Source organism: Kribbella sp. NPDC050470, assembly GCF_044458365.1.
Lineage (GTDB): Bacteria > Actinomycetota > Actinomycetes > Propionibacteriales > Kribbellaceae > Kribbella.
On record NZ_JBITHV010000001.1, the window covers coordinates 204240 to 230905 of the forward strand.

Here is a 26666-nt window from a genome sequence, read left to right on the forward strand (position 1 = left end):
CCTCACCACTAAGCAATCCGGGACTAGGCTGGAACCATGGCTGATCACGTCGACCTGGTGCTCGAGCAGTGGGCCGAGCAGCGGCCGGACCTGGACGCCTCGCCGATGGGAGTCGTCGGGCGGGTGAGCCGGCTCGGCCTGTTGTTCGACACCGAGCTGCGGCGCAACTTCGCGCGCTACGACCTCGACCGCGCGTCGTTCGACGTCCTGGCGACACTCCGGCGGAGCAACGCCGAGCACAGCCTGACCCCGGCCGGCCTGATGCGCTCGTCGATGGTGACGTCGGGCGCGATCAGCCAGCGCCTGGACCGGCTGGAGGCGCGCGGCCTGGTCACACGTCAGCCGAGTGAGACCGACGGCCGTGGTGTCCGGGTGACGCTGACCGAGGACGGCCTGCAGCTGATCGACCGTGTGCTGCCGGCCCACATCGACACCGAGAACCAGCTGCTGTCGGGGCTGTCCGACGCCGAGCGGGAGCGGTTCGCGGACCTGCTGCGCACACTGCTCGAGTCCCTCGGGGACAAGAGGGACTGACCGATGAGTGCCCGCGACGCGCTCCAAGCGGACGAGCTGCGTGCGGCCCTCACCAGGCATCTGGTGGCCGAAGGCTCCATCCGGGACGAACGGGTGGCAGCCGCGTTCCGAACCGTGCCACGGCACCTGTTCGTCCCGCAGGCGCCACTGCACCGCGCGTACGCCGACGACGTCGTGCTGATGAAGCGGAACGACGCCGGCGTGGCGATCAGCTCGGTGTCGCAGCCGAGCATCGTCGCGCTGATGCTCGGCCAGGCCGCGATCCAGCCTGGCGACCGTGTCCTCGAGATCGGCTCCGGCGGCTACAACGCGGCGCTGATGCGCGAGCTGACCGGGCCAACCGGCTCGGTCACCACGGTCGACATCGATCCCGAGGTCACCGACCGGGCCCGCGCCGTGCTGGCGGACGCCGGGTACGACGACGTCCGGGTGGTCCGCGCGGACGGCGAGTTCGGGGTGCCGGCGGGTGCGCCGTACGACCTGATCGTGGTGACCGTGACGGCGTGGGACATCGCTCCGGCCTGGATGGACCAGCTCCGGATCGGCGGCCGCATCGTCGTACCGTTGCGGCTTCGGGGGCAGACCCGGTCGATCGCGTTCGACCGGGTGGCCGACCACCTGGACAGCCGGTCGACGACGCTGTGCGGATTCGTCAGCATGCAGGGCGCCGGTGCGAACTACGAGCGAGTCGTGCCGATCGCGAAGGACGAGGTGTACGTCGGCTTCGACGAGGACCAGGAGAGCGAGGCGCACCCGTACGACGGCGTGCTCGACGAGCCACGTGGGCAGGTCTGGTCGGGTGTCGTGATGAACCGCGAGGAGCCTCTCCTCGACCTCAACCTGTGGCTCGCGGCGACCCTGCCCGGGTACTGCGTTCTGTTCGCCGACCAGAGCGTGCAGACGGTCGCGCCGTCGCCGCGCTGGGGTGCAGCCGCCATGGCGACGCGCGACAGCGTGGCCTACCTGACGTCATGCCCGGCTCGGCGCCGACCCGCGTCATTCGTGGAGCTCGGCGTCAACGGGCATGGGCCGGACGCGCGGGAGCTGATGCGTCGGATGGTGGACCAGGTGCAAATTTGGGACGCGCACCATCGGCACGGACCGGGCCCGACGTTCCAGGTCTACTCGAAAGGCGCCGCCGTACCAGACGGGTTCCGGATCGAGCGCCGGCACGGGTGCTTCCGGATCAGTTGGCCGGGTTAGCTCCGGGCCGTGGTGGGTTGGCGACCGTCTGCCAGAGCTCGTCGATGTCGGAGCGGTCCTCGGGCTCGGGGGCGTCGACCCAGCCGCTGGCCCAGGTGTCCTCCTCGCGGTCCAGGTCGAAGATCGATTCGGCGAACGCGGCGGAGCCGACGTACCGGGTCTCCTCTTCCTCAGGCGCCGGCGCAGGAGCCGGCGCGGTGGCCGGCTTCGACTGCGCGGGTGCGGAGCCGGGCGGCGCGACCAGAGCGCGGGCGTGCTTCTGGGCCTCGAGGATGCCCATGTCCTGCTCGTCGCACAGCAACCGGATGGCGGCCACCTCGTTGCCGGCCTTCATCAGCTCCCGCACCCGGTTGTCGGTGTCCTGCCGTGGCGCCGGCAGGTTGTGCTGCGGCGGCCGGTGCCCCTGCGGCGGCCCGTACGACGGCAACCACTGCCCCGACAACTGATGCTGCGGCTGGTACGGCGGGGGAGTCGCGGGCCGGCTGGATCCGTACTGGCCCTGGAGCTGGGTCGGCTGGCTGAGGTACTGGTTCTGCACCTGCTCGATCAGCTTCTGCACCCGGGCGTTCGGGTTCTTGCCGCCGGAGGCCTCTTTCCGCACCTTCCCGACCACGCTGACCACGATCATGACGATGACGAAGATCGCGAACTCCAGCATCGGCTGCCTCCGTCGGTCCGGCCGTCCCTCGGGTTGCCAGCCTAAGGCCCGCAGGGGGCCGCCCGTTGCCGCCCGCGGTCGCGGAATCGGAGGAAAGGGCAGGTGACCGCTACAATCCGGTGTTACCGCTGATCGAATTCGAAGGGCATATCCGCGTGGCAACGACGAACGACCTCAAGAACGGCATGGTGCTCGACCTGGACGGGCAGCTGTGGTCCGTCGTCTGGTTCCAGCACCACAAGCCCGGCAAGGGCGGCGCCGTCGTCCGGACCAAGCTGAAGAACGTGCTCTCCGGCAAGGTGGTCGACAAGACCTTCAACGCCGACGTCAAGGTCGACGTCGCGACTGTCGACAAGCGGGACATGACCTACCTGTACAACGACGGCTCGGCGTACGTGTTCATGGACAAGTCCACCTACGACCAGCTCCAGATCCAGCCCGACGTGGTCGGCGACGCCTCGCACTTCCTGCTGGAGAACCAGGACGCCATCGTCGCGGTGCACGACGACCTGCCGCTGTACGTCGAGCTCCCGGCCTCGGTCGAGCTCGTGGTGGAGTACACCGAGCCGGGCCTGCAGGGCGACCGGTCCACCGGCGGCACCAAGCCGGCCAAGCTGGAGACCGGCTACACGATCCAGGTCCCGCTGTTCCTGACCACGGGCGAGAAGGTCAAGGTCGACACCCGCACCGGGGACTACCTCGGCCGCGTCACCTCCTGAGCCCTCGAGAGAGCTGACAACAGAACATGTCTGCCCGTAGCAAGGCCCGCAAGCGCGCACTGGACGTGCTGTTCGAGTCGGAGGTCAGGGGCCTGCCGGTCGGCGGCACCCTGGCCGACCGGGTGGCCGACAACGACCCGCCGGTGAACGAGTTCACCGTGGCGCTGGTCGAGGGTGTCGCAAAGCACATCGACGTGATCGACGATCTGCTGGAGACCCACTCGGTCGGCTGGTCGCTGGACCGGATGCCGGCCGTGGACCGCAACATCCTGCGGATCGGAAGCTACGAGCTGCTGTTCGACGACCAGGTCCCGGACGTGGTCGCGGTGAGCGAGGCGGTCGCGCTGGCGCGGGACCTGTCCACCGACGAGTCGCCGGCGTTCGTGAACGGGCTGCTGGCGAGACTGCTGCAGCTCAAGCCCACGCTGGGCGTCTGAGGAAGTAGAGCCGGCGCCTGGCGGGCGGCGCCCTCTCGGGGTGTTTCAGCAGGAAGACCTTCGAGTGATCGTGGCCCGGTACCGTCTCGGTACGGTCCGGGCCGACTCGGCGTCCCCGTGGTGGTCGGCGTGGGGGAACGGCCCCGGCCTGGTGCAGCGGGTGAGGTGGTTCCCGCCGCGGTACTGCGTCGTACTGCTGTTGTCCTGCTCTGTTCTGTCAGGAGGAGGCGGGCGGCCGTGGGCCAGCTGCTACGAGCCCCGACCGTCTCTGCTGCCTCCGGTCAGGCGCCGGCTGCCTCGGTCTCCTCGACGTCACCCTTCGCCTCTGGGTTCAGCACACCCCAGGAGATGAAGCGCTCGGTCAGAGTCGTCGGCGACTCGTCGTAGATCACGGCGAGCGTGCGCATGTCGTCCTGACGGATCGACAGCACCTTGCCGTTGTAGTCCCCGCGCTGAGCCTGGATCGTGGCCGCGTACCGCGTCAGCGGACCGGCCTCGCTCGCGTCGAGGTGTTGCAGGGCCTCCAGGTCGAGGATCAACCGGGGAGGAGCGGCAGCCGCAGCGGCCGCGCTGGCGGAACCGGGCAGGAGCTCACGGATGGGCACACCGTAGAAATCGGCGAGCTCCGCGAGCTTCTGGACGGTGACGGCTCGATCGCCACGCTCGTACGAGCCGACGACGACCGCCTTCCAGCGACCCTTGGACTTCTCTTCCACGCCGTGCAGCGACAGCCCTTGCTGCTGGCGGATGGCGCGCAACTTGCCACCCAGTGTCTTCGCGTATTCGCTAGGCACGCTGGTTCTTCCCTCCGACTAGTTTCGTCATGTCCGGTCCGCCGGAACGGCCCGGTAGGTGAAACCCCCCTCGGTTACACAGAGTAACAATATTCTGGGCGCGAGGCCAGCGTCAAGACGGCGTGTCACTTCCGATACCATGTCAAGCGGTCCGAACGTCCTTTAAAGACCCGTCCAGAGAGGCGGGAAAGGAGGAACGGTAGCGATGAGCCATGCCCACGACGGCGCGCCCAAACGCGGCAGCCGCACGGTCCTGGACGCTTCCGACATTTCCCGGGCACTGACCCGGATCGCGCACGAGATCCTCGAGCGCAACCGCGGCGCCGACCCGGTCGTCCTGCTCGGCATCCCCACTCGCGGCGTTCCGCTGGCCGCCCGGATCTCGGCCCGGATCGCGGCGGTCGAGGGGCAGAGCGTGCCGACAGGGTCACTCGATGTGACGATGTACCGCGACGACATCGGCCTCAAACCACCCCGCGGCCTCGAGCACACCGACATCCCGGCGGACGGGATCGACGGCAAGGTCGTCGTCCTGGTCGACGACGTGCTGTTCTCCGGCCGCACCATCCGGGCCGCGCTGGACGCGATCGGCGACATCGGCCGGCCGCGCGCGGTCCAGCTCGCGGTCCTGGTCGACCGCGGCCACCGGGAGCTGCCGATCCGCGCCGACTACGTGGGCAAGAACCTGCCCACCTCGCTGGTCGAGCGGGTCACCGTGCACCTGACCGAGTACGACGACCAGGACGCGGTGCTGATCGCGGACAAGACCGCGGACAAGACGAAGGTGGGGGCGTGATGAGGCATCTACTCAGCGCGGGTGACCTGAGCCGGGACGAGGCGAACCTGATCCTGGACACGGCCGAGGAGATGCGGTCGCTGGCCGACCGGCCGATCAAGAAGCTGCCGGCGCTGCGCGGCCGGACCGTGGTGAACCTGTTCTTCGAGGACTCCACCCGGACCCGGATCTCGTTCGAGGCGGCGGCCAAGCGGCTGTCGGCCGACGTGATCAACTTCTCCGCCAAGGGCTCGAGTGTCAGCAAGGGCGAGAGCCTGAAGGACACCGCGCTCACCCTGCAGGCGATGGGCGCCGACGGCGTCGTCTGCCGGCATGGCTCGTCCGGCGCGCCGCACCTGCTGGCCACGTCGGGCTGGATGACCGGCTCGGTGGTCAACGCCGGGGACGGCACCCACGAGCACCCGACCCAGGCGCTGCTGGACGCGTTCACGATGCGCCGCCACCTCGGCTCGCTGGACGGCCGCCGGATCACGATCGTCGGCGACGTCCTGCACTCCCGGGTGGCCCGGTCGAACGTGCTGCTGCTCTCGACGCTGGGCGCCGAGGTGACCGTGGTCGCGCCGCCGACGCTGCTCCCGGTCGACATGCGCAACTGGCCGTGCGTCACGTCGTACGACCTGGACGCGAATCTGGCCAAGAGCGACGCGGTGATGATGCTGCGGGTCCAGCGGGAGCGGATGAACGACGCGTTCTTCCCGAGCGCCCGCGAGTACACCCGCCGCTACGGCCTGGACGTGCACCGGATGGCGCAACTGCCGGACGAGGCGATCGTGCTGCACCCCGGCCCGATGAACCGCGGGATGGAGATCAGCGCCGAGGTCGCCGACTCGACCCGCTCGGTCATCGTCGAACAAGTGACCAACGGGGTCGCCATCCGGATGGCGGTCCTCTACCTCTTGCTGTCCGGAACCAACGACGAGGAGTCGAACGCGTGAGCGCCTACCTGATCACCGGAGCCAAGATTCTGGGCGGTGAGGTGGCGGATCTGCTGGTCGACAACGGCGAGATCGTTGCTGTCGGCACCAACCTCGAAGCGCCGGCCGACGCCGAGACCGTCGACGCCAAGGGACTGGTCGCGCTGCCTGGCCTGGTCGACCTGCACACCCACCTGCGCGAGCCCGGCCGTGAGGACGCCGAGACCGTGCTCACCGGCACCCGGGCCGCGGCGATGGGCGGGTTCACCGCCGTCTTCGCGATGGCCAACACCGATCCGGTCGCCGACACCGCCGGTGTGGTCGAGCAGGTCTGGCGCCTCGGTCGCGACGCCGGGTACGCCGACGTCTTCCCGATCGGCGCGGTCACGGTCGGCCGGAAGGGCACCCAGCTCGCCGAGCTCGGCGCGATGGCGGACTCGGCGGCCCGGGTCCGGGTGTTCTCCGACGACGGCGACTGCGTCTGGGACGCCGCGCTGATGCGCCGGGCGCTGGAGTACGTGAAGGCGTTCGGCGGCGTGATCGCCCAGCACGCGCAGGAGCCGCGGCTCACCCAGGGCGCGCAGATGAACGAGGGCGCGCTGTCCGGCGTCCTCGGCCTGACCGGCTGGCCGAGTGTCGCCGAGGAGGCGATCATCGCCCGCGACATCCTGCTGAACGCGCACGTCGGCTCGAAGCTGCACATCTGCCACCTGTCCACCAAGGGCTCGGTGGAGATCGTCCGGGCCGCGAAGAAGCGCGGGTACGAGGTGACCGCCGAGGTCACCCCGCACCACCTGCTGCTGACCGAGGACCTGGCCGCGTCCTACAACCCGGTTTACAAGGTGAACCCGCCGCTGCGGACCAAGGACGACGTCGTGGCGGTCCGCGAGGGCCTGGCCGACGGCACCATCGACATCGTCGCCACCGACCACGCGCCGCACCCGGTCGAGGACAAGGACTGCGAGTGGAGCGCGGCCGCGTTCGGCATGCTCGGCCTGGAGACGGCGCTCAGCGTGGTCCAGCACGCGATGGTCGACACCAAGCTGATGACCTGGGCCGACGTCGCCGACCGGATGAGCTACCGGCCGGCGGAGATCGGCCAGGTCGCCGACCACGGCCGGCCGCTCGAGGCCGGCGCCGCCGCCAACCTGGTCCTGGTCGACCCGTCGGCCGAGCGGACCGTCGTACCGGGGGAGTCCGCGTCGCTGTCGCGGAACACGCCGTTCGACGGGATGACGCTGCCGGGCCAGGTCGTGGCGACCTTCCTGCGCGGCACACCGACTGTGCTGAACGGGAAGCTCGCCCGGTGAAGGCCTTCCTGGGCGTTCTCGGCACGTTGCTGGTCATCGCGGCCGGCTACTGGGCCATGTACCGGGGCTGGCGGAACCGCCAGGCCCGGCAGATCGACCTGGCGCCGCTGCCCGAGGCGCCGGCCGATGACAAAGGCGTTTTCTCCCAACGGGGAGTGGAGGGCGTCTACGTCGCCACCACCTCGGCCGGCGACTGGATGGACCGGATCGCCGTGCACGAACTGGGCGTCCGCAGCACCGCGGACCTGGCCGTCAGTGAGGCCGGCCTGATCTTCCATCGGCAGGGCGCGGCGGATGTCTTCATCCCCGTGGACCACCTGACCGGCGTCCGGACCGACCGCGGGATCGCCGGCAAGGTGACCGCGGAGAAGTCCGGCCTGGTGGTGGTCACCTGGAACCACGACGGCCGCGCGCTCGACACCGGGTTCCGGCCGCGCCGCAAGGCCGACACCGCCGCCCTGACCGAATCCATCTCGACCCTGATCGGAGCCGAGCAGAAATGAGCCAGCCTGCCCATCAGCCTGCGCTGCTGGTCCTGGAGGACGGCCGCAGCTTCGCGGGGACGTCGTACGGGGCGACCGGCGAGACCTTCGGCGAGGCGGTGTTCTCCACCGGGATGACCGGCTACCAGGAGACGCTGACCGACCCGTCGTACCACCGGCAGATCGTCACCCAGACCGCGCCGCACATCGGCAACACCGGAGTCAACGACGAGGACGACGAGTCGCAGAAGATCTGGGTCGCGGGGTACGTCGTCCGCGACCCGGCCCGGGTGCCGTCGAACTGGCGCGCCACCCGCTCGCTGGACGACCAGCTGAAATCCCAGGCCATCGTCGGGATCTCCGGCATCGACACCCGAGCCCTGACCCGGCACCTGCGCGAGCGCGGAGCGATGCGGGCCGGGATCTCGACCGAGGTCCTCGACCCGGAGACGCTGCTGGAGAAGGTGCTGCAGCAGTCGCCGATGGTCGGCGCTGACCTGGCCACCGAGGTGACCACGTTCGAGCCGTACGTCGTCCCCGCGGAAGGCGAGAAGCGGTTCACCGTCGTCGCGCTCGACCTCGGGATCAAGTCGATGACGCCGAAGCGGATGGCCGAGCGCGGTATCGAGGTGCACGTGCTGCCGGCCACCGCGACGCTGGCGGAGATCCTCGAGCGCAACCCGGACGGCGTCTTCATGAGCAACGGTCCCGGCGACCCGGAGACCACCGAGCACCCGACCGAGCTGCTCAAGGCGCTGCTGGAGCAGAACACGCCGTACTTCGGGATCTGCTTCGGCAACCAGGTGTTCGGCCGCGCGCTCGGACTCGGCACCTTCAAGCTGAAGTACGGGCACCGCGGCATCAACCAGCCGGTTCTCGACCGGGCCACCGGCAAGGTCGAGATCACCGCGCAGAACCACGGCTTCGCCGTCGACGCGCCGATCGAGGAGACCGTCGAGACGCCGTACGGCACCGCCGAGGTCAGTCATGTGTCCCTGAACGACAACGTGGTCGAAGGACTCCGCCTGACCGGGAAGGACGGCCGCGTGCTGGCCTTCTCGGTCCAGTACCACCCGGAGGCAGCCGCGGGTCCGCACGACTCCGCGTACCTGTTCGACCGGTTCGTCGAGCTGATGGAGGGACGGGCCTGATGCCACGTCGTACAGACATCGATTCGGTCCTGGTGATCGGCTCCGGCCCGATCGTGATCGGCCAGGCCTGCGAGTTCGACTACTCCGGGACCCAGGCCTGCCGGGTGCTCAAGGAGGAGGGTTTCCGGGTCGTCCTGGTGAACTCCAACCCGGCCACGATCATGACCGACCCGGAGTTCGCCGACGCCACCTACGTCGAGCCGATCACCCCGGAGTACGTCGAGAAGGTGATCGAGAAGGAGCGCCCGAACGCGCTGCTCGCGACCCTCGGCGGCCAGACCGCGCTGAACGCGGCGATCGCCCTGCACGACAACGGCGTACTGGAGAAGTACGGCGTGGAGCTGATCGGCGCGTCCGTGGACGCGATCCAGCGCGGTGAGAACCGGGAGTCGTTCAAGCAGATCGTCGAGAGGCTCGGGGCCGAGGTGGCCCGGTCGCGGATCTGCCACACCATCGACGACGTGCTCGGCGCGGCCGCCGAGCTCGGCTACCCGCTGGTGGTGCGGCCGTCGTTCACGATGGGCGGCGTCGGCTCCGGGATGGCGTACGACGAGGCCGACCTGCGCCGGATCGCCGGCGCCGGTCTGCACGCGAGTCCGACCACCGAGGTGCTGATCGAGGAGTCGATCCTCGGGTGGAAGGAGTACGAGCTGGAGGTGATGCGCGACAAGGCCGACAACGTCGTGATCATCTGCTCGATCGAGAACGTCGACCCGATGGGCGTGCACACCGGCGACTCGGTCACGGTCGCCCCGGCGATGACGCTGACTGACCGCGAGTACCAGGTGATGCGGGACCTGGCCATCGGCATCATCCGCGAGGTCGGCGTCGACACCGGCGGCTGCAACATCCAGTTCGCGGTGAACCCGGCCGACGGCCGGCTGATCGTGATCGAGATGAACCCGCGGGTGTCGCGGTCGTCCGCGCTGGCGTCGAAGGCGACCGGCTTCCCGATCGCCAAGATCGCCGCCAAGGTCGCGATCGGCTACACCCTGGACGAGATCCCGAACGACATCACCCGGCAGACGCCGGCCAGCTTCGAGCCGACGCTGGACTACGTGGTGGTGAAGGTGCCGCGGTTCGCGTTCGAGAAGTTCCCGGCCGCGGACGCCACGCTGACCACGCACATGAAGAGCGTCGGTGAGGCGATGGCGATCGGCCGGAACTACACCGAGGCGCTGCAGAAGGCGCTGCGCTCGCTGGAGAAGCCGGAGGCGCGATTCTCCTGGGCCGGCTCGCCGGCCACCGAACTGGAGCCGTTGCTCGAGGAGATCACGACGCCGCACGACGGCCGGCTGCGGACGATCATGGACGCGATCCGGGCCGGTGCGACGCCGGAGCAGATCTTCGACAACACCAAGATCGACCCGTGGTTCGTCGACCAGCTCTACCTGATCCACGAGACCGCGCTGCAGGTCGCAGCCGCGCCGCGACTCACCCCCGAGGTGCTGCGGCTGGCCAAGCGACACGGGTTCTCGGACCTGCAGCTGGCCGAGATCCGCGGGCTGACCGAGGACGTCGTCCGCGGGGTCCGGCAGGCGCTCGGGATCCGGCCGGTCTACAAGACGGTCGACACCTGTGCGGCCGAGTTCAAGGCCGAGACGCCGTACCACTACTCGTCGTACGACGAGGAGACCGAGGTCGCACCGCGGGACACCCCGGCCGTGCTGATCCTCGGCTCCGGGCCGAACCGGATCGGGCAGGGGATCGAGTTCGACTACTCCTGCGTGCACGCGTCGATGGCGCTGCGCGAGGCCGGCTACTGCACGGTGATGGTGAACTGCAACCCGGAGACGGTCTCGACCGACTACGACACCTCCGACCGGCTGTACTTCGAGCCGCTCACCTGTGAGGACGTGCTCGAGATCGTGTACGCCGAGCTGCAGGCCGGCCCGGTCGCCGGAGTCATCGTCCAGCTCGGCGGCCAGACCCCGCTGGGCCTGGCGCAGCGGCTCGCCGACGCCGGCGTGCCGATCGTCGGGACGTCGCCCGAGGCCATCCACCTGGCCGAGGAGCGGGGCGCGTTCGGCAAGGTGCTCGCGGACGCGAAGCTGCCGGCGCCGAAGCACGGTACGGCGATGTCGGCCGACGAGGCGCACGGGGTGGCCCTGGAGATCGGGTTCCCGGTGCTGGTCCGGCCGTCGTACGTGCTCGGCGGACGCGGGATGGAGATCGTCTACAGCTCGGCCGAGCTCACCGCCGCGCTGGAGCGGCTGAGTGGCGGGTTCGGGTCGTGGGAGCACCCGGTGCTGATCGACCGGTTCCTGGACGACGCGGTCGAGATCGACGTGGACGGGCTGTTCGACGGCGACGAGCTCTTCCTCGGCGGCGTGATGGAGCACATCGAGGAAGCGGGTGTGCACTCCGGCGACTCGTCCTGTGCGCTGCCGCCGATCACCCTCGGGAACGCCGACATCGAGAAGATCCGTCAGTCGACCGAGGCGATCGCTCGCGGTGTCGGCGTCCGCGGCCTGCTGAACGTGCAGTACGCGCTCGCCGGCGACGTGCTCTACGTGCTGGAGGCGAATCCGCGCGCGTCCCGGACAGTGCCGTTCGTGTCGAAGGCGACCGCGACCCCGCTGGCGAAGGCGGCGGCCCGGGTGATGCTCGGTTCGACGATCGCCGAGCTCCGGGCCGAGGGCATGCTGCCGGCCACAGGCGACGGTGGGACGCTGCCGACCTCGACGCCGATCGCGGTCAAGGAAGCCGTGATGCCGTTCAACCGGTTCCGGACCGTTGACGGCCGCTCGGTGGACACCGTGCTCGGGCCGGAGATGCGCTCGACCGGTGAGGTGATGGGCGTCGACGACACCTTCGGCACGGCGTTCGCCAAGTCGCAGGCGGCGGCGTCGCAGCCGCTGCCCGGCTCCGGCAAGGTGTTCGTGTCGGTCGCGAACCGGGACAAGCGGCACATGATCTTCCCGGTGAAGCGGCTGGCCGACCTGGGCTTCCACATCTACGCGACCGAAGGTACGGCGGACGTGCTGCGGCGCAACGGGGTCGAGGCGGTCACGGTGCGCAAGAGCAGCCAGGGACCGGGACCGAACGGCGAGCCGACGATCGTGCAGATGGTCCAGGACGGTGAGCTCCAGCTGATCGTCAACACCCCGATCGGCATCACCCAGGGCGGTTCGCCGCGACTGGACGGGTACGAGATCCGCACCGCGGCGGTGGCCCGCAACATCCCGTGCATCACCACGGTGCAGGGGCTGGCGGCCGCCGTACAGGGGATCGAGGCGCAGCAGGCCGGGGACATCGGCGTCCGGTCGCTGCAGGACTGGGTGTCGAGGATCCGCGGTGTATAGGAAGGTCGTTCGGCCGGTCCTGTACCGGCTGGGTCGCGGAGACGCGGAGGTCGCGCACGAGCAGACGCTCGCCGGCCTCCGGCTCCTCGGCCGCATCCCCGGCACGCCGCGTGCCGGGGCCCGCCTGTCCGGCTCGACCGCCGCGTCATCCCGCACCGTCTTCGGCATCCGCTTCCCGTCACCCGTCGGGCTCGCTGCCGGCATGGACAAGAACGGGGTCGCGCTGCGCGCCTGGCCGGCGCTGGGCTTCGGCTTCGTCGAGGTCGGCACCGTCACGGCGCATCCGCAACCTGGCAACGAGAAGCCCAGGCTGTTCCGGCTGGTCGAGCACGAGGCCGTGATCAACCGGATGGGGTTCAACAACCTCGGCAGCGAGGCGCTGGCTGCGCGGCTGGCGGCGTACGGCGACCTCGGCTACCCGCTCGGGATCTCGATCGGCAAGTCGAAGGTGACCCCGCTGGAGGACGCGGTCGAGGACTACGTGACCTCGCTGCGCCGGCTCTACCGGTACGGCGACTACTTCGCGGTCAACGTGAGCTCGCCGAACACGCCGGGGCTGCGGGCGCTGCAGGACGCCGGGCACCTGCGGGAGTTGCTGACCGCTCTCCACGCCGAAGCCTTGTCGCTGAGTGCCGGCGGGTTGGCCGGGAAGCCGATCCTGGTGAAGATCGCGCCGGACCTGACCTCGTCGGCGATCGACGAGCTGCTCGGCGTCTGCACCGACGTCGGGATCGCCGGGATCATCGCCACCAACACGACCATCGGCCGGCCGGGCGTCGAGTCGCACCCGCTGGCCGCCGAGACCGGCGGGCTGTCCGGGCGGCCGCTGACCGAGACGGCGGCCAAGACGGTCGCCCACATCCACGCCGAGACCGGGGGAGCGCTGCCGATCATCGGGGTCGGCGGCATCCTCGAGCCCACCGACGCGGTCCGGCTCGTCGACGCCGGCGCCAGCCTGGTCCAGCTCTACACCGGCCTCATCTACCGCGGGCCCGGCCTGGTCCGCCGCATCAACAGGAGCTTGCCATGAGCAATGAACCCTTCGGCGCCCGGCTGCGGTCCGCGATGGACACGCGCGGGCCGCTGTGCGTCGGGATCGACCCGCACGCGCACCTGCTGGAGGCCTGGGGTCTGCCGGACACGACGGAGGGTCTGGCGTCGTTCACGTACGGCGTCGTGGACGCGCTGGCCGACCGGGTCGCGGTGTTCAAGCCACAGTCGGCGTTCTTCGAGCGGTTCGGGTCCGCGGGGATCGCGGTCCTCGAGCAGGCGACGACCCGGCTGCGGGACGCGGGTGCGCTGGTGATCATCGACGCGAAGCGCGGTGACATCGGGTCGACGATGGCCGGGTACGCGTCGGCGTACCTGGCGGAGAAGGGGCCGTTGGCGTGTGACGCGCTGACGGTCAGCCCGTACCTCGGGTTCGGGTCATTGCAGCCCGCTATCGACGAGGCGCGGGCGGCCGGCGCTGGGCTGTTCGTGCTCGCGCTGACGTCGAACCCGGAGGGTCCGCAGTTCCAGTCCGCGCGCACCGTCGCCGGTCCGACCGTGGCGGGCGCCGTACTCGACGGCCTGCGCGCTCTGAACGCGGACGCCGACGATCTCGGGTCCTTCGGCGCCGTGGTCGGCGCGACCATCGCTTCGACCGACGAGAACCTCGACATCAACGGTCCGCTGCTGGCTCCGGGCCTCGGCGCGCAGGGCGGGACGGCCGAGGGGCTGGTCGCAGTCTTCGGGTCGGCGGTGCGGAACGTCGTACCGGCGAGCTCCAGGGAGATCCTCGGCGCCGGCCCGTCGGCCGGCGCCCTCCAGGACGCGGCCGCCCGGGCAGTCGACGCCTACCGGGCGGTCCTCAGCTACTGAGCGCCGTACCGTTCTCGGTATGAGTGCTTTCGTGCCCGGCCTGGAGCTGAGCCGGCGGTTCTACACCGAGGCGGTCGCGCCCGCGATCGCGGCGTCGTGCCCGGGTCTGCCCTACGCCGCCGCGGTGCTCGGCCGGGGGTCGGAGGTGCTTGGCTTCGACGACGAGATGTCGGGCGACCACAACTCGGAGCCGCGGGTCGAGCTGTTCCTGCGCAAGGAGGACCGGACCCGGCACGGCGCCGCGCTCGACGAGGTGCTGCGCCGGGACGTCCCCGCCGAGTTCGCGGACCGGGCGACGCAGTTCGCGGTGCACACCGTCCGGGGCTACTTCCTGGAGCAGTTGGACTTCGACGTGGAGAGCGAGATCGCGCCGCGGGACTGGTTCACGTTCCCGGAGCCGCACCTGCGGATGCTGACCGCCGGCGCGGTCTTCCACGACGAGGTCGGTCTGCAGGCGGTCCGGGACCGGTTCGCGTACTACCCGCGCGACGTGTGGCTCTACCTGCAGGTCGCGGCCTGGTGGCAGGTCCATCCGGAGACCAACCTGGCCGGCCGGGCCGGGTTCGTCGGGGACGAGCTCGGGTCGGCGCTGATCGGGGCGCAGCTCGTGGAGGACCTGATGCGGCTGTGCTTCCTGATCGAGCGGCAGTACGCGCCGTACTCGAAGTGGTTCGGTACGGCGTTCTCGCGGCTGCCCTGCGCGGACCACCTGGCGCCACTGTTCGGCAAGGTGCTGCGGACCGAGTCGTGGCAGCAGCGCGAGGACGCGTTGATGGCGGCGTACTCGGGCGTTGCCGAGCTGCACAACCGGCGGAAGGTCACCGCACCCGTGACGACCGGGATCGAGCAGATGTGGGACCGGCCGTTCAAGGTGGTCTGGGGCGACTTCCCGGGCGCGCTGCTGGCCGAGATCAAGGACCCGGAGGTACGGCGGATCGCGGAACGCTGGCCGGTCGGCGGGATCGACCGGATCCGGAACGTGCTCTGGGCAGCCCGTGATCGCCGTCGCGTGGTGGCGCTGTTCGACTAATCGTCCTGGTACAGGCTGGTGATCAGGGCGACCGCGGCCTGGGTCGCCGGGTGTGGGTCCTCGCGGTGCCAGATGAGGTGGACGTCGACCGGCGGCGCGTCGCGGACCGGGCGGTAGACGACGCCGTCGCGGCGGTACTGCGTGACGGTCGCCTGCGGTGTCAGGCCGACGTACCGTCCGGCGGCGATCGCGGCGAGCCAGTCGTCGACGTCGTGGGTGTACTCGAACTCCGGCCGGGACCCTTCCGGCCAGAGATCCGCGGTGGTGCTTCCGGTACGGCGGTCGATCGCAAGCCGGCGGTCGCGGAGCTGGTCCAGTGTCAGGGTGCGCTTCTTCGCCAGCGGGTCGTCGGCGGCCAGAGCGCAGTACCTGCGTTCACTCGCGACCGTCGTGTGCGCGAAGCGCTTCAGGTCGACGTGCGACCGCACGATGGCCAGGTCGCAGAGCCCTTCGGCCAGTCCGCCGGTGGCCGTGTTGGTTCGCACCAGCTGCAGCTCGACGTCGGGATGCTCGGCGGCCCAGCGTTTCTGGAACTCGGCCGTGTGCCGCCCGACCGCCGACCACGCATGACCGACCCGCAACCGGGTGTGCCCGGTCGTTGCCTCCCGCACCAACTCGTCCACCTCGGCCAGCACCTGCCGGGCCCGTGCCAGCGCCTGGACGCCGGCCGTCGTCGGCGTGATCGTCCGGCTGGTCCGATGCAGCAGCCGCACGCCGAGCGCCTGCTCGAGGCTCAGCAGGTTCCGCGACACCGCGGCCTGCGAGACCTTCAACTCGATCGCCGCATCCGTGAACGTCCCCGCGTCCACGATCGCGACCAGGCAGCGCAACTGCCGGAGCTCGACATCCATGACTCCAGCGTATAGATCCGCCGGTTGGTGCATTTTGCCTCGACAACCGCCGGACCGACCCTCGAAGCATGCGCAAAGACCGGATGAGCGGTGTGGTGATGATGCTCGGCAGCGGGCTGTCGACCCAGGTGGGCGCGTCCCTGGGTGCCTTGGCGTTCCCGGTGATCGGGCCGGTCGGGGTGGTGGCGGTTCGGCAGTGGATCGCCGGCGCCGTGCTGCTGGCGGTCGGGCGACCGCAGCTGCGCGCGATCACGGCCCGGCAGTGGCGGCTGGTGATCGGGTTGGCGTTGGTGTTCGCGGTGATGAACCTGTCGCTGTACACCGCGATCGACCGGATCGGTCTCGGCTTGGCCGTGACGCTGGAGTTTCTGGGTCCGTTGGCCGTTGCTTTGCTCGGGTCCCGGCGGGTGGTCGACCTGGCGTGCGCGCTGGCCGTGGCGCCTGCCGTCGTACTGCTGACCCGGCCACAGGCGACCACGGACTACCTGGGTATCGGGCTCGGACTGCTGGCGGCTGCCTGCTGGGCGTCGTACATCCTGCTCAACCGCCGGATGGGGCGGGAGTTCACCGGCGTGCAAGGCGTTGGCGCCGCGGCTGCGGTGTCCGGGCTGGCGTACGTGCCGATCGGGATCTGGGCCCTCTGGCACCACCGGCCGACGCCGACGACCCTCGCGTACGCCGTCGCGGCCGGTCTGCTGTCGTCCGCCGTACCGTTCCTCGTCGACCTGCTCACGCTGCGGCGGGTGCCGGCGCAGTTCTTCGGCGTCTTCATGAGCGTGAACCCGGTGCTCGCCGCGCTGGTCGGACTGGTGGTGCTCGGCCAGCGCCTCGGCTCGCTCGACTGGCTGGCCATCGGGGTGATCGTGGGCGCCAACGTGGTGGCGTTGTCGGCCGGGCGACGCGGCACATCACGGCGCGGTTCCAGTCCGCGGGTGCGACGTTCTTCACGGCGCGCCCTGCGTGCTGGTGACCCCGGGGTTCGGGAGGGTTGCGGAGCGAGAGGGAGAGCGGTTCTCCCCGCGGAACAGTAAGGAACGGAATGCGTAAGGTTGCGGCCCTCGCGGCGGTAGTGACAATGGGCGTCGGAACGTTGACGGCGTGCTCGGGCGGCGACTACTGCAGCGAGCTGCAGAACTATGCCGAGTCGGTCAAGGACCTCGACATCAAGGACTCCGCGGCGGTCGACAAGATGCTGTCCGAGGCCAAGAAGGTCTCGAAGTCGGCGCCGGACGATCTGAAGGACGACTGGAAGATCGTCATCGACTACGCCGAGAAGGCGAAGGACGCCAACGGCGACACCGGGAAGCTGACCGAGCTCGCCAAGAGCGACGGCGACAAGATCGCCCCGGCGTTCGACGCGATCAGCAAGCAGGCCAAGGACACGTGCAAGGTCACCGTCACCGACTCCTGACCGACGGCGTCATGACGGGCCGGGTGCGCAGCGAGCGGCACCCGGCCCGCCGTACGTCCGGCACTGCTGACAGGCACCGGACGGGTGCGGAAAGTATCCGTTTCGGATGGTTTGGTCACCAGCTGTAACGTCGGGGCCAGCACCCCCGAGGACCGACCTCCCGACCCCCGAGGATGATGAGATCCGTGAAGCGAACTCTCGCCGTCGCCGCGACGCTGCTCGCCGGCACCGCCACCCTGACCGCGTGCACCGAGGAGCAGGCCTACTGCGTCGACCTCGCCGGGTACGCCGCGAACGCGGTCAACGTGGACCCGCAGAACCCGGCCGACTACACCAAGATCCTCGAGGACGCGAAGAAGCTGCAGGCTTCCGCGCCCGCCGACGTGAAGGACGACTGGGGCGTCGTGGTGGCGTTCGCCGAGAAGGCCAAGGCGGCGGGCACGGACCGTGTCGAGCTGGCTCGGCTGAGTCAGCAGACCGGCTCGGTGATGACGGCGTACAAGACGATCAGCACGCATGCCAAGGACTCCTGCAAGGTGGACGTGCCGCAGCTGAGCTGAGCCGGCCGCTGTGAGTGGAACGATCGATTCGCCCGAGACGCCCGGCTGACGGCCGCTCCTGCGCCGTGACCTGCCCGAACCCGTGTTAGGTTCCCTTGCGAAGCCACACAACGGGACAGGTGAAACGGTGCCACTTCCTTCTTTGACCCCGGAGCAGCGAGCGGCGGCTCTGGACAAGGCCGCGGCGGCGCGGCGTGAACGAGCCGAGATCAAGAACCGGATCCGGCATTCGGGAGCGTCTCCGACGGAGGTGCTCCACGAGGGACAGACCAACGACGTGATCGGCAAGATGCGGGTCAGTGCGCTGCTGCAGTGCATCCCCGGCGTGGGCAAGGTCCGCGCCCAGCAGATCATGGAACGCGCGGGGATCTCGGAGACGCGGCGGGTGCGCGGCCTCGGCTCCAACCAGATCGCCGCCCTCGAACGCGAATTCGCCGAGTGAGCCAGACCAAGACCAAGACCCCGGTCGGCTCGTTGGACACTGGTGTGAACATGACTGCGAACGTGACCACGCACAGGACGGACGACGCGACCATGGCTCCGCGGCAGACCTCGCCCCGCACGGCCCGGCTGACCGTGCTGGCCGGGCCGACCGCGGTCGGCAAGGGGACGGTGGCGGCGGAGATCCGGGAGCGGTTCCCCGAGATCTGGATCTCGGTGTCGGCGACGACCCGCAAGCCGCGGCCGGGTGAGGTGCACGGGGTGCACTACCTGTTCGTGTCGGACGCGGAGTTCGACCGGATGATCGCCGACGGTGAGCTGCTCGAGTGGGCGGTGGTGCACAAGGCGGCCCGGTACGGGACGCCGAAGCGGCCGGTGCTGGACAAGCTCGCCGAGGGCCGCCCGGCGCTGCTGGAGATCGACCTGCAGGGCGCCCGCCAGGTCCGCGAGACGATGCCGGACGCGCAGTTCGTCTTCCTCGCCCCGCCGAGCTGGGACGAACTGGTCCGCCGGCTGGTCGGCCGCGGCACCGAGACGGCCGAGGAGCGCGAACGCCGGCTGGAGACCGCGACCCTGGAACTGGCCGCCGAGAAGGAGTTCGACGTGACGATCGTGAACGCCTCGGTTCGGGAGGCTGCCGATCAGTTGGTAAAGTTGATCCGATAACCCCTTCCATTCCTGGAAAGAGCTGAACTTGTCTGGCAACCAGCCCGTCGCCATCGGCATCACCTCCCCGCCGATCGACGACCTGCTCACCCGCACCGACTCCAAGTACAAGCTGGTGCTCTACTCGGCCAAGCGGGCGCGGCAGATCAACGCCTACTACTCCCAGCTCGGCGAGGGCCTGCTGGAGTATGTCGGTCCGCTGGTCGAGACCCACGTCCAGGAGAAGCCGCTCTCGATCGCGATGCGCGAGATCAACGAGGGCGTGCTGACCTGCACCGACATCGACCCCGAGGCCGAGGCGGAAGCCGCCGCCGCGGAGAAGTCTGCGTAACCGACCCTCCATGACGACCGGGGAACGGGGTCTCTGATGTCCGGAACCGGTGCAGAACAGACCCCTGGGACCACAGAGGCCCCAGGGGACTCTGTCGTTCCCGCCCAGGAACCGGCCAAGCACCGGCCGAACGTGGTGCTCGGAGTCGGTGGCGGCATCGCGGCGTACAAGGTCTGTGACCTGCTCCGGCGGCTGACCGAGTCCGGGCACAGCGTGCGGGTGGTGCCGACGGCGGCCGCGCTGGAGTTCGTGGGGGCGGCGACCTGGGCTGCGCTGTCCGGTCAGCCGGTGACCGCGGACCCGTTCGACGACGTGCAGGAGGTTCCGCACGTCCGGATCGGCAAGGCCGCCGAGCTCGTCGTGGTCGCCCCGGCCACGGCCAACCTGATCGCCAAGGCCGCGCACGGCCTGGCCGACGACCTGCTCACCAACACGCTGCTGACGGCTCGCTGCCCGATCCTGTTCGCGGCCGCGATGCACACCGAGATGTGGGAGCATCCGGCCACCCAGGCCAACGTCGTCACCCTCCGGTCCCGCGGCATCACGGTGCTCGAGCCCGCGGTCGGCCGGCTCACCGGCGCCGACACCGGCCGCGGCCGGCTGCCCGAGCCGTCCGAGATCTTCGCGATCAGCCAGTTGATGCTCGCCGACGAGGCCGCCCGCGCCGCCGGGCAGGCGGTCGCCGACCTGACCGGCAAGCACGTCCTGATCAGCGCCGGCGGCACCCGCGAGTACCTGGACCCGGTCCGCTACCTGGGCAACTCCTCGTCCGGCAAGCAGGGCTACGCGCTGGCCCGGATCGCCGCCGCCCGCGGCGCCAAGGTGACCCTGGTCGCGGCGAACTCCGAGCTGCCCGACCCGGCCGGCGTCCAGGTCGTCCCGGTGACGAGCGCCCGGGACCTGTACGACGAGATCACCGGCCGCGCGGGTGACGCGGACGCGATCGTGATGGCGGCGGCCCCGGCGGACTTCCGGCCGGCCGACGTCGCCGAGCACAAGATCAAGAAGACCGCCGACGGCGCGGTCCCGGCGGTCAGCCTGGTGCAGAACCCGGACATCCTGCAGACGATCTCGCACGACCGCCGCCGCGCCGGCCAGGTGATCGTCGGGTTCGCGGCCGAGACCGGCGACGCGGAGCACAGCGTGCTCGAGCTCGGCCGGGCCAAGCTGGAGCGCAAGGGCTGCGACCTGCTGGTGGTGAACGACGTCTCCGGCGGCAAGGTCTTCGGCAGCGACGTCAACGAGGCCGTCATCCTCGACACCGACGGCAACGCCCTCCCCGTCCCCTCCGGCTCCAAAGACGCCCTGGCCGGCGTGATCTGGAACCTAGTAGCCACCCACTGGCCCTAACCCCGCCCCCGCCCCCGCCCCGCCCCCGCCCCGCCCCCGACCCGCCCCCGCCCCCGCCCCGCCCCCGCCCCCGCCCCGCCCCCGCCCCGCCCCCGCCCCCGCGAGGGGATATCCGTTCGTGGTGGGGGTTCTCCCTTCGCAGACGAGGGGAGAACCCGGCGTGCCGGGGGATATCCCCTCGAGCGCCGGGGCGGGTGGGCGGGGAGTAAGAGGTCAGGTTCTGGCCGGTTCTGGGGCTAGCGTCGGGGGTATGGAGATCTCGTGGCGGGCGGTGGTTGGGCGGCGGATGCGGCGGCATCACCTGGCTGGTGACCCGGCCGGCTCGGCGGCGGACGCCGTACGGGCTATGTGTGGGGCGCATGCGCAGGTGCTGTCGGCGGGGGAGGTGTCGGTAGCGGTCCGGCTCGACGGGGCGACCCGGGAGACGGTGCAGCAGGCTGACGGCCTGGTGAAGACGTTCGGGCCGCGGGGGACCGTGCACCTACTGCCTCTCGACGATCTGCCGCTGTGGACGGGCGCACTCTCGGCGCTGCCGCCTGGGACACCGGTCCCGGAGTACATGCGGCTGACGCCCGAGCAACGCGCCGAGATCATCGTCGCGATCGGTGACGCGCTGGCCGACGACGACCTGACTGTCGACGACCTGACAGTGGAAGTCGTACGGCGTACCGGCGACTGGGCCGGTGATCTCGTGATGCCCGCCTTCCAGACCTACTGGCCGCGCTGGCGGCAGGTGATCCCGGACGCCGCCAACGCGGGCGTCCTCTGCTACGGACCGAATCGCGGCCGGCTGACGACGTACTCGAACCCGCACCGCTTCAAGCCGTTCGAGCCACTCCCCGGCGACGAGGCGTTCACCGAGCTCCTGCACCGATACCTGTACTCCTACGGTCCCGCGACGCCGCAGCAGTTCGCCCGCTGGCTCAACACCAGCCCCGCGTTTGTGAAGCCGTACTTCGCCGACCTGCCCCAGGTGGAGCTCGCAGGCCAACCCGCCTGGCACGCGCCAGGCGACGGCGACTTCCCGGACGACCCGGTCCGCGGCGTCCGCCTGCTGCCGTACTTCGACGCGTACGGCGTCGGCAGCTTCCCGCGCGAGCTGCTCTTCCCGGGTACGGCGTTCACCCGCGCGCTCGCCCGCGGTCAGGCCGGCAACTATCCGCTGCTCCTGGTCGACGGCGTCGTCGCCGGGGTCTGGCACCACAAGAAGTCCGGCCGGAAGGTGCACGTCACCGTCGAGTCGCTGATCACGCTGAGCGGCACCCGGCGCCGGCTGCTCGACGCCGAGGTGGACCGGTTGGCTGCGATGCTGGACTGCACACCATCACTCACCCTGGGCGACGTGACGGTCGGCCCGCACGCCTGACATCAGTCCTCGTGTCCAAAATATGATCAGCAATCTCGAATCCTGGACGGATTCGGAGCGTCACCGGGACTGCGGGGAAAACTGCTGGCATACTTCCCAGATGCATCGCCATCCGCCGGTGCATGGGGGGATCGTGCGGTTGTAGCTGCGGTTCGTGGTCACAGTCGCGCGGCACAAGAGGAATCCGAGGGAGAATTGTGGCGAGCCGCCTTTTCACGTCCGAGTCGGTGACCGAGGGTCACCCGGACAAGATCGCTGACCAGATCAGCGACTCCATCCTCGACGCGTTGCTGGCCGAGGACCCGAAGAGCCGCGTCGCGGTCGAGACCTTGGTCACCACGGGTCTGGTCGTGGTCGCAGGTGAGGTCACCACGTCGGCGTACGTCGACATCCCGGGGATCGTGCGGGCGCGCATCCTCGAGATCGGCTACGACTCCTCGCTGAAGGGGTTCGACGGCGCGTCCTGTGGTGTCACGGTGGCCATCGGCAGTCAGTCGGCGGACATCGCGCAGGGTGTCGACACGGCGTACGAGACGCGCGCGGACGCGTCCCAGGACGCTCTGGACCTGCAGGGAGCGGGGGACCAGGGCCTGATGTTCGGCTACGCGTCGAACGAGACGCCGGAGCTGATGCCGCTGCCGATCACCATCGCGCACCGGCTGTCGGCGCGGCTGTCCGAGGTCCGCAAGGACGGCACGATGGCCTACCTGCGCCCGGACGGCAAGACCCAGGTCACGGTCGAGTACGACGGTGACAAGGCGGTCCGGATCGACACCGTGGTGGTGTCCAGCCAGCACGCGGCCGACATCAGTCTGGACTCGATGCTGACCCCGGACATCAAGAAGCACGTGGTCGACCCGGTGCTCGAGCAGTTCGACATCGACTCGACCGGCTACAAGCTGCTGGTGAACCCGACCGGGCGGTTCGAGATCGGCGGCCCGATGGGTGACGCCGGCCTGACCGGCCGGAAGATCATCATCGACACCTACGGCGGGATGGCCCGGCACGGCGGCGGCGCGTTCTCCGGCAAGGACCCGTCCAAGGTGGACCGCTCGGCGGCGTACGCGATGCGCTGGGTGGCCAAGAACATCGTCGCCGCGGGGCTGGCGGACCGGGTCGAGTGCCAGGTCGCGTACGCGATCGGCAAGGCCGCGCCGGTCGGTTTCTACGTCGACACCTTCGGCACCGAGAAGGTGCCGGTGGCCCAGATCAGCGACGCGGTCCGCGAGGTGTTCGACCTGCGGCCGGCCGCGATCATCCGGGACCTGGACCTGCTCCGGCCGATCTACGCCCAGACCGCGCGCAACGGCCACTTCGGCCGCACCGGCGAGGACTTCACCTGGGAGCGCACCGACCGGGTCGAGGAGCTCAAGGCCGCGATCAACAAATAACTCCGTTCTGCCCGCGACCCGGCTGTTGTCCACAGCCGGGTCGCGGCATTCCCGCGCACTGTCGTCCCGGCCGTCTAGAGTTTTCCGGTGACATCGAACGGAGACTCCCCGGAGCAGTTGACGCTGCTGCGGGACACCGTTCGCAAGTCCCGGACCAAGGAACCGGCCGGGATCACCTCGTCGTTGCCGGTGGCCCGGATCGCGGTCGACGTCTCGCTGCCGCACCTGGACCGGCCGTTCGACTACCTCGTGCCGGACGACCTGGCCGACGCCGCGCAGCCGGGCGCCCGGGTGAAGGTCCGCTTCGCCGGCAAGGACCTGGACGGGTTCGTCCTGGAGCGGCTCGAGTCCTCCGACCACGACGGCAAGCTGGCCCGGATCCGCAAGGTGGTCTCGCCGGAGCAGGTGCTGACGCCGGAGATCGCCGACCTCTGCCGCGCGGTCGCGGATCGGTACGCCGGGGTCTTCGCGGATGTGACCCGCCTGGCCGTCCCGCCCCGGCATGCGAAGGTCGAGGGCGAGCCGCTGCGCTGCAACCAGCCTGCGCCGCCGCCGCTGTCCACGTCGCGTTCGGAGTGGTCGCCGTACCCGGCCGGCTTCCTGGATGCGGTGGCTCGGTCGGAGGCGCCGCGCGCGATCTGGACCGCCGTACCTGGGGCAGACTGGGCGCTCGCGTTCGCGCAGGCTGCGGCGGTGTGTGCGGCGTCGGGGCGTGGTGCGTTGCTGCTCGTGCCGGATGCCCGGGATCTCGAGCGGCTCGCCTCGGCCTGTACGGCGGTTCTCGGCGAGACCGGGTTCGTCACGTTGTCGGCGGATCTCGGGCCGACCGCTCGCTACCGAGCCTTTCTCGCGACGCTGCGAGGGTGTGCGCGCGTGGTGATCGGGACGCGGGCGGCGGCGTTCGCGCCGGTGGCGAATCTCGGGCTGGTGGCGCTGTGGGACGACGGCGACGACTCGTACGCCGAGCCGCGTGCGCCGTACCCGCATGCCCGGGAGGTCCTGTTGTTGCGGGCGTACCGGCAGCAGTGTGCCGCGTTGCTCGGCGGGTTCGCGCGGTCGGTCGAGGCCGCGGCGCTGCTGGAGTCCGGGTTCGCGGCGGAGTTGATCGCGGACCGGCAGGTGATTCGGGCCGCCGCTCCCGCGGTGCACATCGCGGGGGAGTCGGACACCGATCTCGCCCGTGATCCGGGGGCGCGCGCCGCGCGGCTGCCGCACCGGGCGTTCGAGATCGCGCGAGAGGGGCTGCGGTCCGGCCCGGTGCTGGTCCAGGTGCCTCGGGCGGGGTACCTGCCGAGCCTGGTGTGCCAGACCTGCCGTGCTCCGTCGCGCTGCACGACGTGTGGCGGGACCTTGCGCCGTACTGGCGGATCCGGTCCGGCGAGTTGCAGCGTGTGCGGCCGGCCGGCGACCGACCACCGGTGCCCGGAGTGCGGTGACACCCGAATGCGCGCTGCCGTTGTCGGCGCTCGTCGTACGGCGGAGGAGCTCGGCCGGGCGTTCCCCGGATTGGTCGTGCGTACGTCGGGTGGCGACAACATGCTCGACGTCGTGTCGGACAAGCCGGCGCTGATCGTGAGCACGCCGGGAGCCGAGCCGGTCGCGGAAGGCGGGTACAGCGCCGCATTGCTGCTGGATACGTGGCTGATGCTGGCTCGGCCGGATCTGCGGGCGCCGGAGGAGGCTGTGCGGCGATGGTTCAACGCGGCGGCGCTGGTGCGGCACAGCGGCACGGTCATCCTGGTGGGTGAGCCGTCCGCGTTGCCGTTGCAGGCGGTGGTGCGGTGGAGTCCGGAGGGGTTCGCGGCCCGGGAGGTGGAGGAGCGCCGGGCGGCCCGGCTGGCGCCGGCGGCGAAGTTGGCCGAGCTCACGGGGCCGTCCGAGGCGGTGAACGATCTCATCGGCCGGCTACGACAGTTGCTTCCGGCAACCGCTGGGCTCGAGGTGCTGGGGCCGGTGGACGTCGACGACGAGACGGTCCGAGCTGTTGTGCGAACGCCGCGAGCAGCCGGCTCCGCGCTGGCTCGTGCCTTGAAGGAAGCGCAAGCTGCGCGCACCACGAAGAAGAACCCGGGATCAGTGCGCGTTCAGGTCGATCCGCCGAGCTTCGGCTAGGCGGTAGAGGCCAGGGGAGTGGCTGCGGTGAGCAGCTGAGTGCCCAGCGCGGTGCGGTGATAGAGCACGGCGCGGCCGTCGCGGCGGGAGTCGACCAGGCCGGCACTGCGCAGGATGCTGAGGTGCACGCTCAGCGTGGGCGCCGAGACCCCGAGCTGGTGCGCCAGGTGCGTGGTCGACATCGGCAGGTCGAGGTGGCTGACGATCGCCGCGCGGGTCCGGCCGACCAGGTCCGCGAGCGGTGAGTCGGTGGTGTCCTGCCGGTCCTCCCAGAGTCGCCCGAGGCCGCGCGGCGGGTAGGTGATCGTCGGCACGTACGGCGCCGCGGTCACCGACAGGCCGGCCGGCCAGCTGAACACGCTCGGCACCAGCAGCACGCCCTGCCCGGCCATCGGCTCGCCGTCACAGGCGAACGGCCGGTCGATCTCGATCCGGCTGACGCTGAACCGGATCGACGGGTGCAGGTTGCGGAACAGCCGCTCGATCCCGCCGGCCGCCAGCTCGTCCAGCCGGAACGCCAGGTCCTCCTGCAGCAGCGCCCGCATCCGCCGCCAGTCCGGCTCGATCGCCCGCCGCCAGTAGCTCTCCAGCGCGGACGTGATCAGCTCGAGCGCCTTGGCCGGGTGCGCGATCAGGTCGGGCAGCAGCGGGTGCGGGGTCTCGTGGTGCAGCCTGCCGAGCTCGTCGGTGACCAGGTGGTGCGGGGTGGCGGCGATCGCGGCCAGGCCGGACTCCAGGCTGGTGCTCCGGCGCGGCGGCGCCGGCGTGATGAAGTCCGGGATGTAGCCGACCGGCGGAATGAGGGCCTTCAGCAACGTCAGGTCCGGTCCGTCGATGATCGGGCAGACCTTCTGCATCCACGGCGCGTGCACGCTGCGCGCCGGGTTGTTGCTCAGCGCCCGCACGCTGGTGACGGCCTCCCAGACCGGCGACAGCGCGAACCGGATCCGGCCCACGTCCTCGGCGTTCAACCTGATCGTGATCACCTCGC

The 26666-nt window shown here is 70.3% G+C and carries 27 protein-coding genes; 23 read left to right on the forward strand and 4 right to left on the reverse strand.

The annotated features are described in order from the left end of the window. The first annotated feature begins 36 nt into the window (after positions 1 to 36). Both ACIBGM_RS00910 and fxlM read left to right on the forward strand, forming a co-directional pair. On the forward strand, positions 37 to 534 hold the full coding sequence (locus ACIBGM_RS00910) for a MarR family winged helix-turn-helix transcriptional regulator (RefSeq protein ID WP_396384051.1): 498 nt from the start codon (positions 37 to 39) through the stop codon (positions 532 to 534). A gap of 3 nt (positions 535 to 537) precedes the next feature. Then, on the forward strand, positions 538 to 1737 hold the full coding sequence (fxlM, locus tag ACIBGM_RS00915; RefSeq protein ID WP_396384052.1) for a methyltransferase, FxLD system: 1200 nt from the start codon (positions 538 to 540) through the stop codon (positions 1735 to 1737). On the opposite strand, the gene ACIBGM_RS00920 is transcribed toward fxlM, so the two are convergent. Continuing rightward, positions 1721 to 2395: a hypothetical protein gene (locus ACIBGM_RS00920; RefSeq protein ID WP_396384053.1), complete on the reverse strand. Its 675-nt coding sequence runs from the start codon at positions 2393 to 2395 to the stop codon at positions 1721 to 1723. The two genes, fxlM and ACIBGM_RS00920, sit on opposite strands and share 17 nt — an antisense overlap. 155 nt (positions 2396 to 2550) lie before the next feature. On the opposite strand from ACIBGM_RS00920, the gene efp reads away from it, so the two are divergent. Continuing rightward, positions 2551 to 3114 carry an elongation factor P gene (gene efp, locus ACIBGM_RS00925; protein WP_360530423.1) on the forward strand — a complete coding sequence of 188 codons (564 nt, stop codon included), beginning with the start codon at positions 2551 to 2553 and terminating at the stop codon, positions 3112 to 3114. A 26-nt stretch (positions 3115 to 3140) separates the two neighbouring features. Continuing rightward, positions 3141 to 3551, forward strand: a complete 411-nt coding sequence (gene nusB, locus ACIBGM_RS00930; RefSeq protein WP_360530426.1) for a transcription antitermination factor NusB — start codon at positions 3141 to 3143, stop codon at positions 3549 to 3551. 281 nt (positions 3552 to 3832) lie between these two features. Here the strand turns inward: nusB and ACIBGM_RS00935 are convergent, their stop codons facing one another. Beyond that, positions 3833 to 4345, reverse strand: a complete 513-nt coding sequence (locus ACIBGM_RS00935; protein WP_360530429.1) for a transcriptional regulator — start codon at positions 4343 to 4345, stop codon at positions 3833 to 3835. Between the two features lie 205 nt (positions 4346 to 4550). On the opposite strand from ACIBGM_RS00935, the gene pyrR reads away from it, so the two are divergent. Genes pyrR through ACIBGM_RS00980 form a run of 9 tightly spaced genes read left to right on the forward strand, consistent with a single transcriptional unit; the run spans position 4551 to position 15196 of the window. Further along, on the forward strand, positions 4551 to 5141 hold the full coding sequence (pyrR, locus tag ACIBGM_RS00940; protein WP_360530432.1) for a bifunctional pyr operon transcriptional regulator/uracil phosphoribosyltransferase PyrR: 591 nt from the start codon (positions 4551 to 4553) through the stop codon (positions 5139 to 5141). Then, a complete protein-coding gene (locus ACIBGM_RS00945) occupies positions 5141 to 6076 on the forward strand; it encodes an aspartate carbamoyltransferase catalytic subunit (protein WP_360530435.1) in 936 nt (311 codons plus the stop codon). The genes pyrR and ACIBGM_RS00945 overlap by 1 nt, the downstream gene beginning before the upstream one ends. After that, on the forward strand, positions 6073 to 7365 hold the full coding sequence (locus tag ACIBGM_RS00950) for a dihydroorotase (RefSeq protein ID WP_396384054.1): 1293 nt from the start codon (positions 6073 to 6075) through the stop codon (positions 7363 to 7365). The genes ACIBGM_RS00945 and ACIBGM_RS00950 overlap by 4 nt, the downstream gene beginning before the upstream one ends. Beyond that, a complete protein-coding gene (locus ACIBGM_RS00955; protein ID WP_360530441.1) occupies positions 7362 to 7868 on the forward strand; it encodes a hypothetical protein in 507 nt (168 codons plus the stop codon). Before ACIBGM_RS00950 ends, ACIBGM_RS00955 begins: the two co-directional genes overlap by 4 nt. Beyond that, positions 7865 to 8998 carry a glutamine-hydrolyzing carbamoyl-phosphate synthase small subunit gene (gene carA, locus ACIBGM_RS00960; protein ID WP_396384055.1) on the forward strand — a complete coding sequence of 378 codons (1134 nt, stop codon included), beginning with the start codon at positions 7865 to 7867 and terminating at the stop codon, positions 8996 to 8998. The genes ACIBGM_RS00955 and carA overlap by 4 nt, the downstream gene beginning before the upstream one ends. Then, positions 8998 to 12303 (forward strand): carbamoyl-phosphate synthase large subunit, encoded by a 3306-nt coding sequence (carB, locus tag ACIBGM_RS00965; protein WP_360530447.1) that lies wholly within the window; start codon positions 8998 to 9000, stop codon positions 12301 to 12303. Before carA ends, carB begins: the two co-directional genes overlap by 1 nt. Further along, positions 12296 to 13333 (forward strand): quinone-dependent dihydroorotate dehydrogenase, encoded by a 1038-nt coding sequence (locus ACIBGM_RS00970; protein ID WP_396384056.1) that lies wholly within the window; start codon positions 12296 to 12298, stop codon positions 13331 to 13333. Before carB ends, ACIBGM_RS00970 begins: the two co-directional genes overlap by 8 nt. Continuing rightward, positions 13330 to 14166, forward strand: coding sequence for an orotidine-5'-phosphate decarboxylase (gene pyrF / locus ACIBGM_RS00975; RefSeq protein ID WP_396384057.1), 837 nt, complete (start codon positions 13330 to 13332; stop codon positions 14164 to 14166). Before ACIBGM_RS00970 ends, pyrF begins: the two co-directional genes overlap by 4 nt. Before the next feature lie 19 nt (positions 14167 to 14185). Continuing rightward, positions 14186 to 15196, forward strand: a complete 1011-nt coding sequence (locus ACIBGM_RS00980; RefSeq protein WP_396384058.1) for a DUF4037 domain-containing protein — start codon at positions 14186 to 14188, stop codon at positions 15194 to 15196. Here the strand turns inward: ACIBGM_RS00980 and ACIBGM_RS00985 are convergent. Then, positions 15193 to 16047 (reverse strand): LysR family transcriptional regulator, encoded by an 855-nt coding sequence (locus ACIBGM_RS00985; RefSeq protein ID WP_396384059.1) that lies wholly within the window; start codon positions 16045 to 16047, stop codon positions 15193 to 15195. The genes ACIBGM_RS00980 and ACIBGM_RS00985 overlap by 4 nt on opposite strands. A 68-nt stretch (positions 16048 to 16115) precedes the next feature. Here ACIBGM_RS00985 and ACIBGM_RS00990 point away from each other — a divergent pair, with 68 nt between their 5' ends. The 10 genes from ACIBGM_RS00990 (at position 16116) to ACIBGM_RS01035 (ending at position 25675) form a co-directional block, all read left to right on the forward strand. Further along, the gene (locus ACIBGM_RS00990; protein WP_396384060.1) at positions 16116 to 17078 is read left to right on the forward strand and encodes an EamA family transporter; all 963 of its coding nucleotides are present in this window, start codon (positions 16116 to 16118) and stop codon (positions 17076 to 17078) included. Positions 17079 to 17086: 8 nt separating this feature from the next. Then, positions 17087 to 17458, forward strand: a complete 372-nt coding sequence (locus ACIBGM_RS00995; protein ID WP_360530465.1) for a hypothetical protein — start codon at positions 17087 to 17089, stop codon at positions 17456 to 17458. 185 nt (positions 17459 to 17643) lie between these two features. Continuing rightward, on the forward strand, positions 17644 to 18018 hold the full coding sequence (locus ACIBGM_RS01000; protein WP_360530468.1) for a hypothetical protein: 375 nt from the start codon (positions 17644 to 17646) through the stop codon (positions 18016 to 18018). Positions 18019 to 18145: 127 nt separating this feature from the next. Then, positions 18146 to 18460 carry an integration host factor, actinobacterial type gene (gene mihF / locus ACIBGM_RS01005; protein WP_132320042.1) on the forward strand — a complete coding sequence of 105 codons (315 nt, stop codon included), beginning with the start codon at positions 18146 to 18148 and terminating at the stop codon, positions 18458 to 18460. A 92-nt stretch (positions 18461 to 18552) separates the two neighbouring features. Beyond that, on the forward strand, positions 18553 to 19125 hold the full coding sequence (gene gmk, locus ACIBGM_RS01010) for a guanylate kinase (RefSeq protein WP_396384483.1): 573 nt from the start codon (positions 18553 to 18555) through the stop codon (positions 19123 to 19125). Positions 19126 to 19153: 28 nt separating this feature from the next. Then, complete coding sequence (gene rpoZ / locus ACIBGM_RS01015) at positions 19154 to 19456, forward strand: DNA-directed RNA polymerase subunit omega (protein WP_360530471.1); 303 nt, start codon at positions 19154 to 19156, stop codon at positions 19454 to 19456. A 132-nt stretch (positions 19457 to 19588) separates the two neighbouring features. After that, on the forward strand, positions 19589 to 20806 hold the full coding sequence (gene coaBC / locus ACIBGM_RS01020) for a bifunctional phosphopantothenoylcysteine decarboxylase/phosphopantothenate--cysteine ligase CoaBC (protein ID WP_396384061.1): 1218 nt from the start codon (positions 19589 to 19591) through the stop codon (positions 20804 to 20806). 250 nt (positions 20807 to 21056) lie between these two features. Further along, positions 21057 to 22172, forward strand: a complete 1116-nt coding sequence (locus ACIBGM_RS01025; protein WP_396384062.1) for a winged helix DNA-binding domain-containing protein — start codon at positions 21057 to 21059, stop codon at positions 22170 to 22172. 197 nt (positions 22173 to 22369) lie between these two features. Then, positions 22370 to 23563: a methionine adenosyltransferase gene (gene metK, locus ACIBGM_RS01030; protein ID WP_360530479.1), complete on the forward strand. Its 1194-nt coding sequence runs from the start codon at positions 22370 to 22372 to the stop codon at positions 23561 to 23563. Between the two features lie 87 nt (positions 23564 to 23650). Beyond that, positions 23651 to 25675 (forward strand): primosomal protein N', encoded by a 2025-nt coding sequence (locus ACIBGM_RS01035; protein WP_396384063.1) that lies wholly within the window; start codon positions 23651 to 23653, stop codon positions 25673 to 25675. Here ACIBGM_RS01035 and ACIBGM_RS01040 read toward each other — a convergent pair. Continuing rightward, the gene (locus ACIBGM_RS01040; RefSeq protein WP_396384064.1) at positions 25672 to 26661 is read right to left on the reverse strand and encodes a helix-turn-helix domain-containing protein; all 990 of its coding nucleotides are present in this window, start codon (positions 26659 to 26661) and stop codon (positions 25672 to 25674) included. The genes ACIBGM_RS01035 and ACIBGM_RS01040 overlap by 4 nt on opposite strands. Positions 26662 to 26666: the final 5 nt, after the last annotated feature.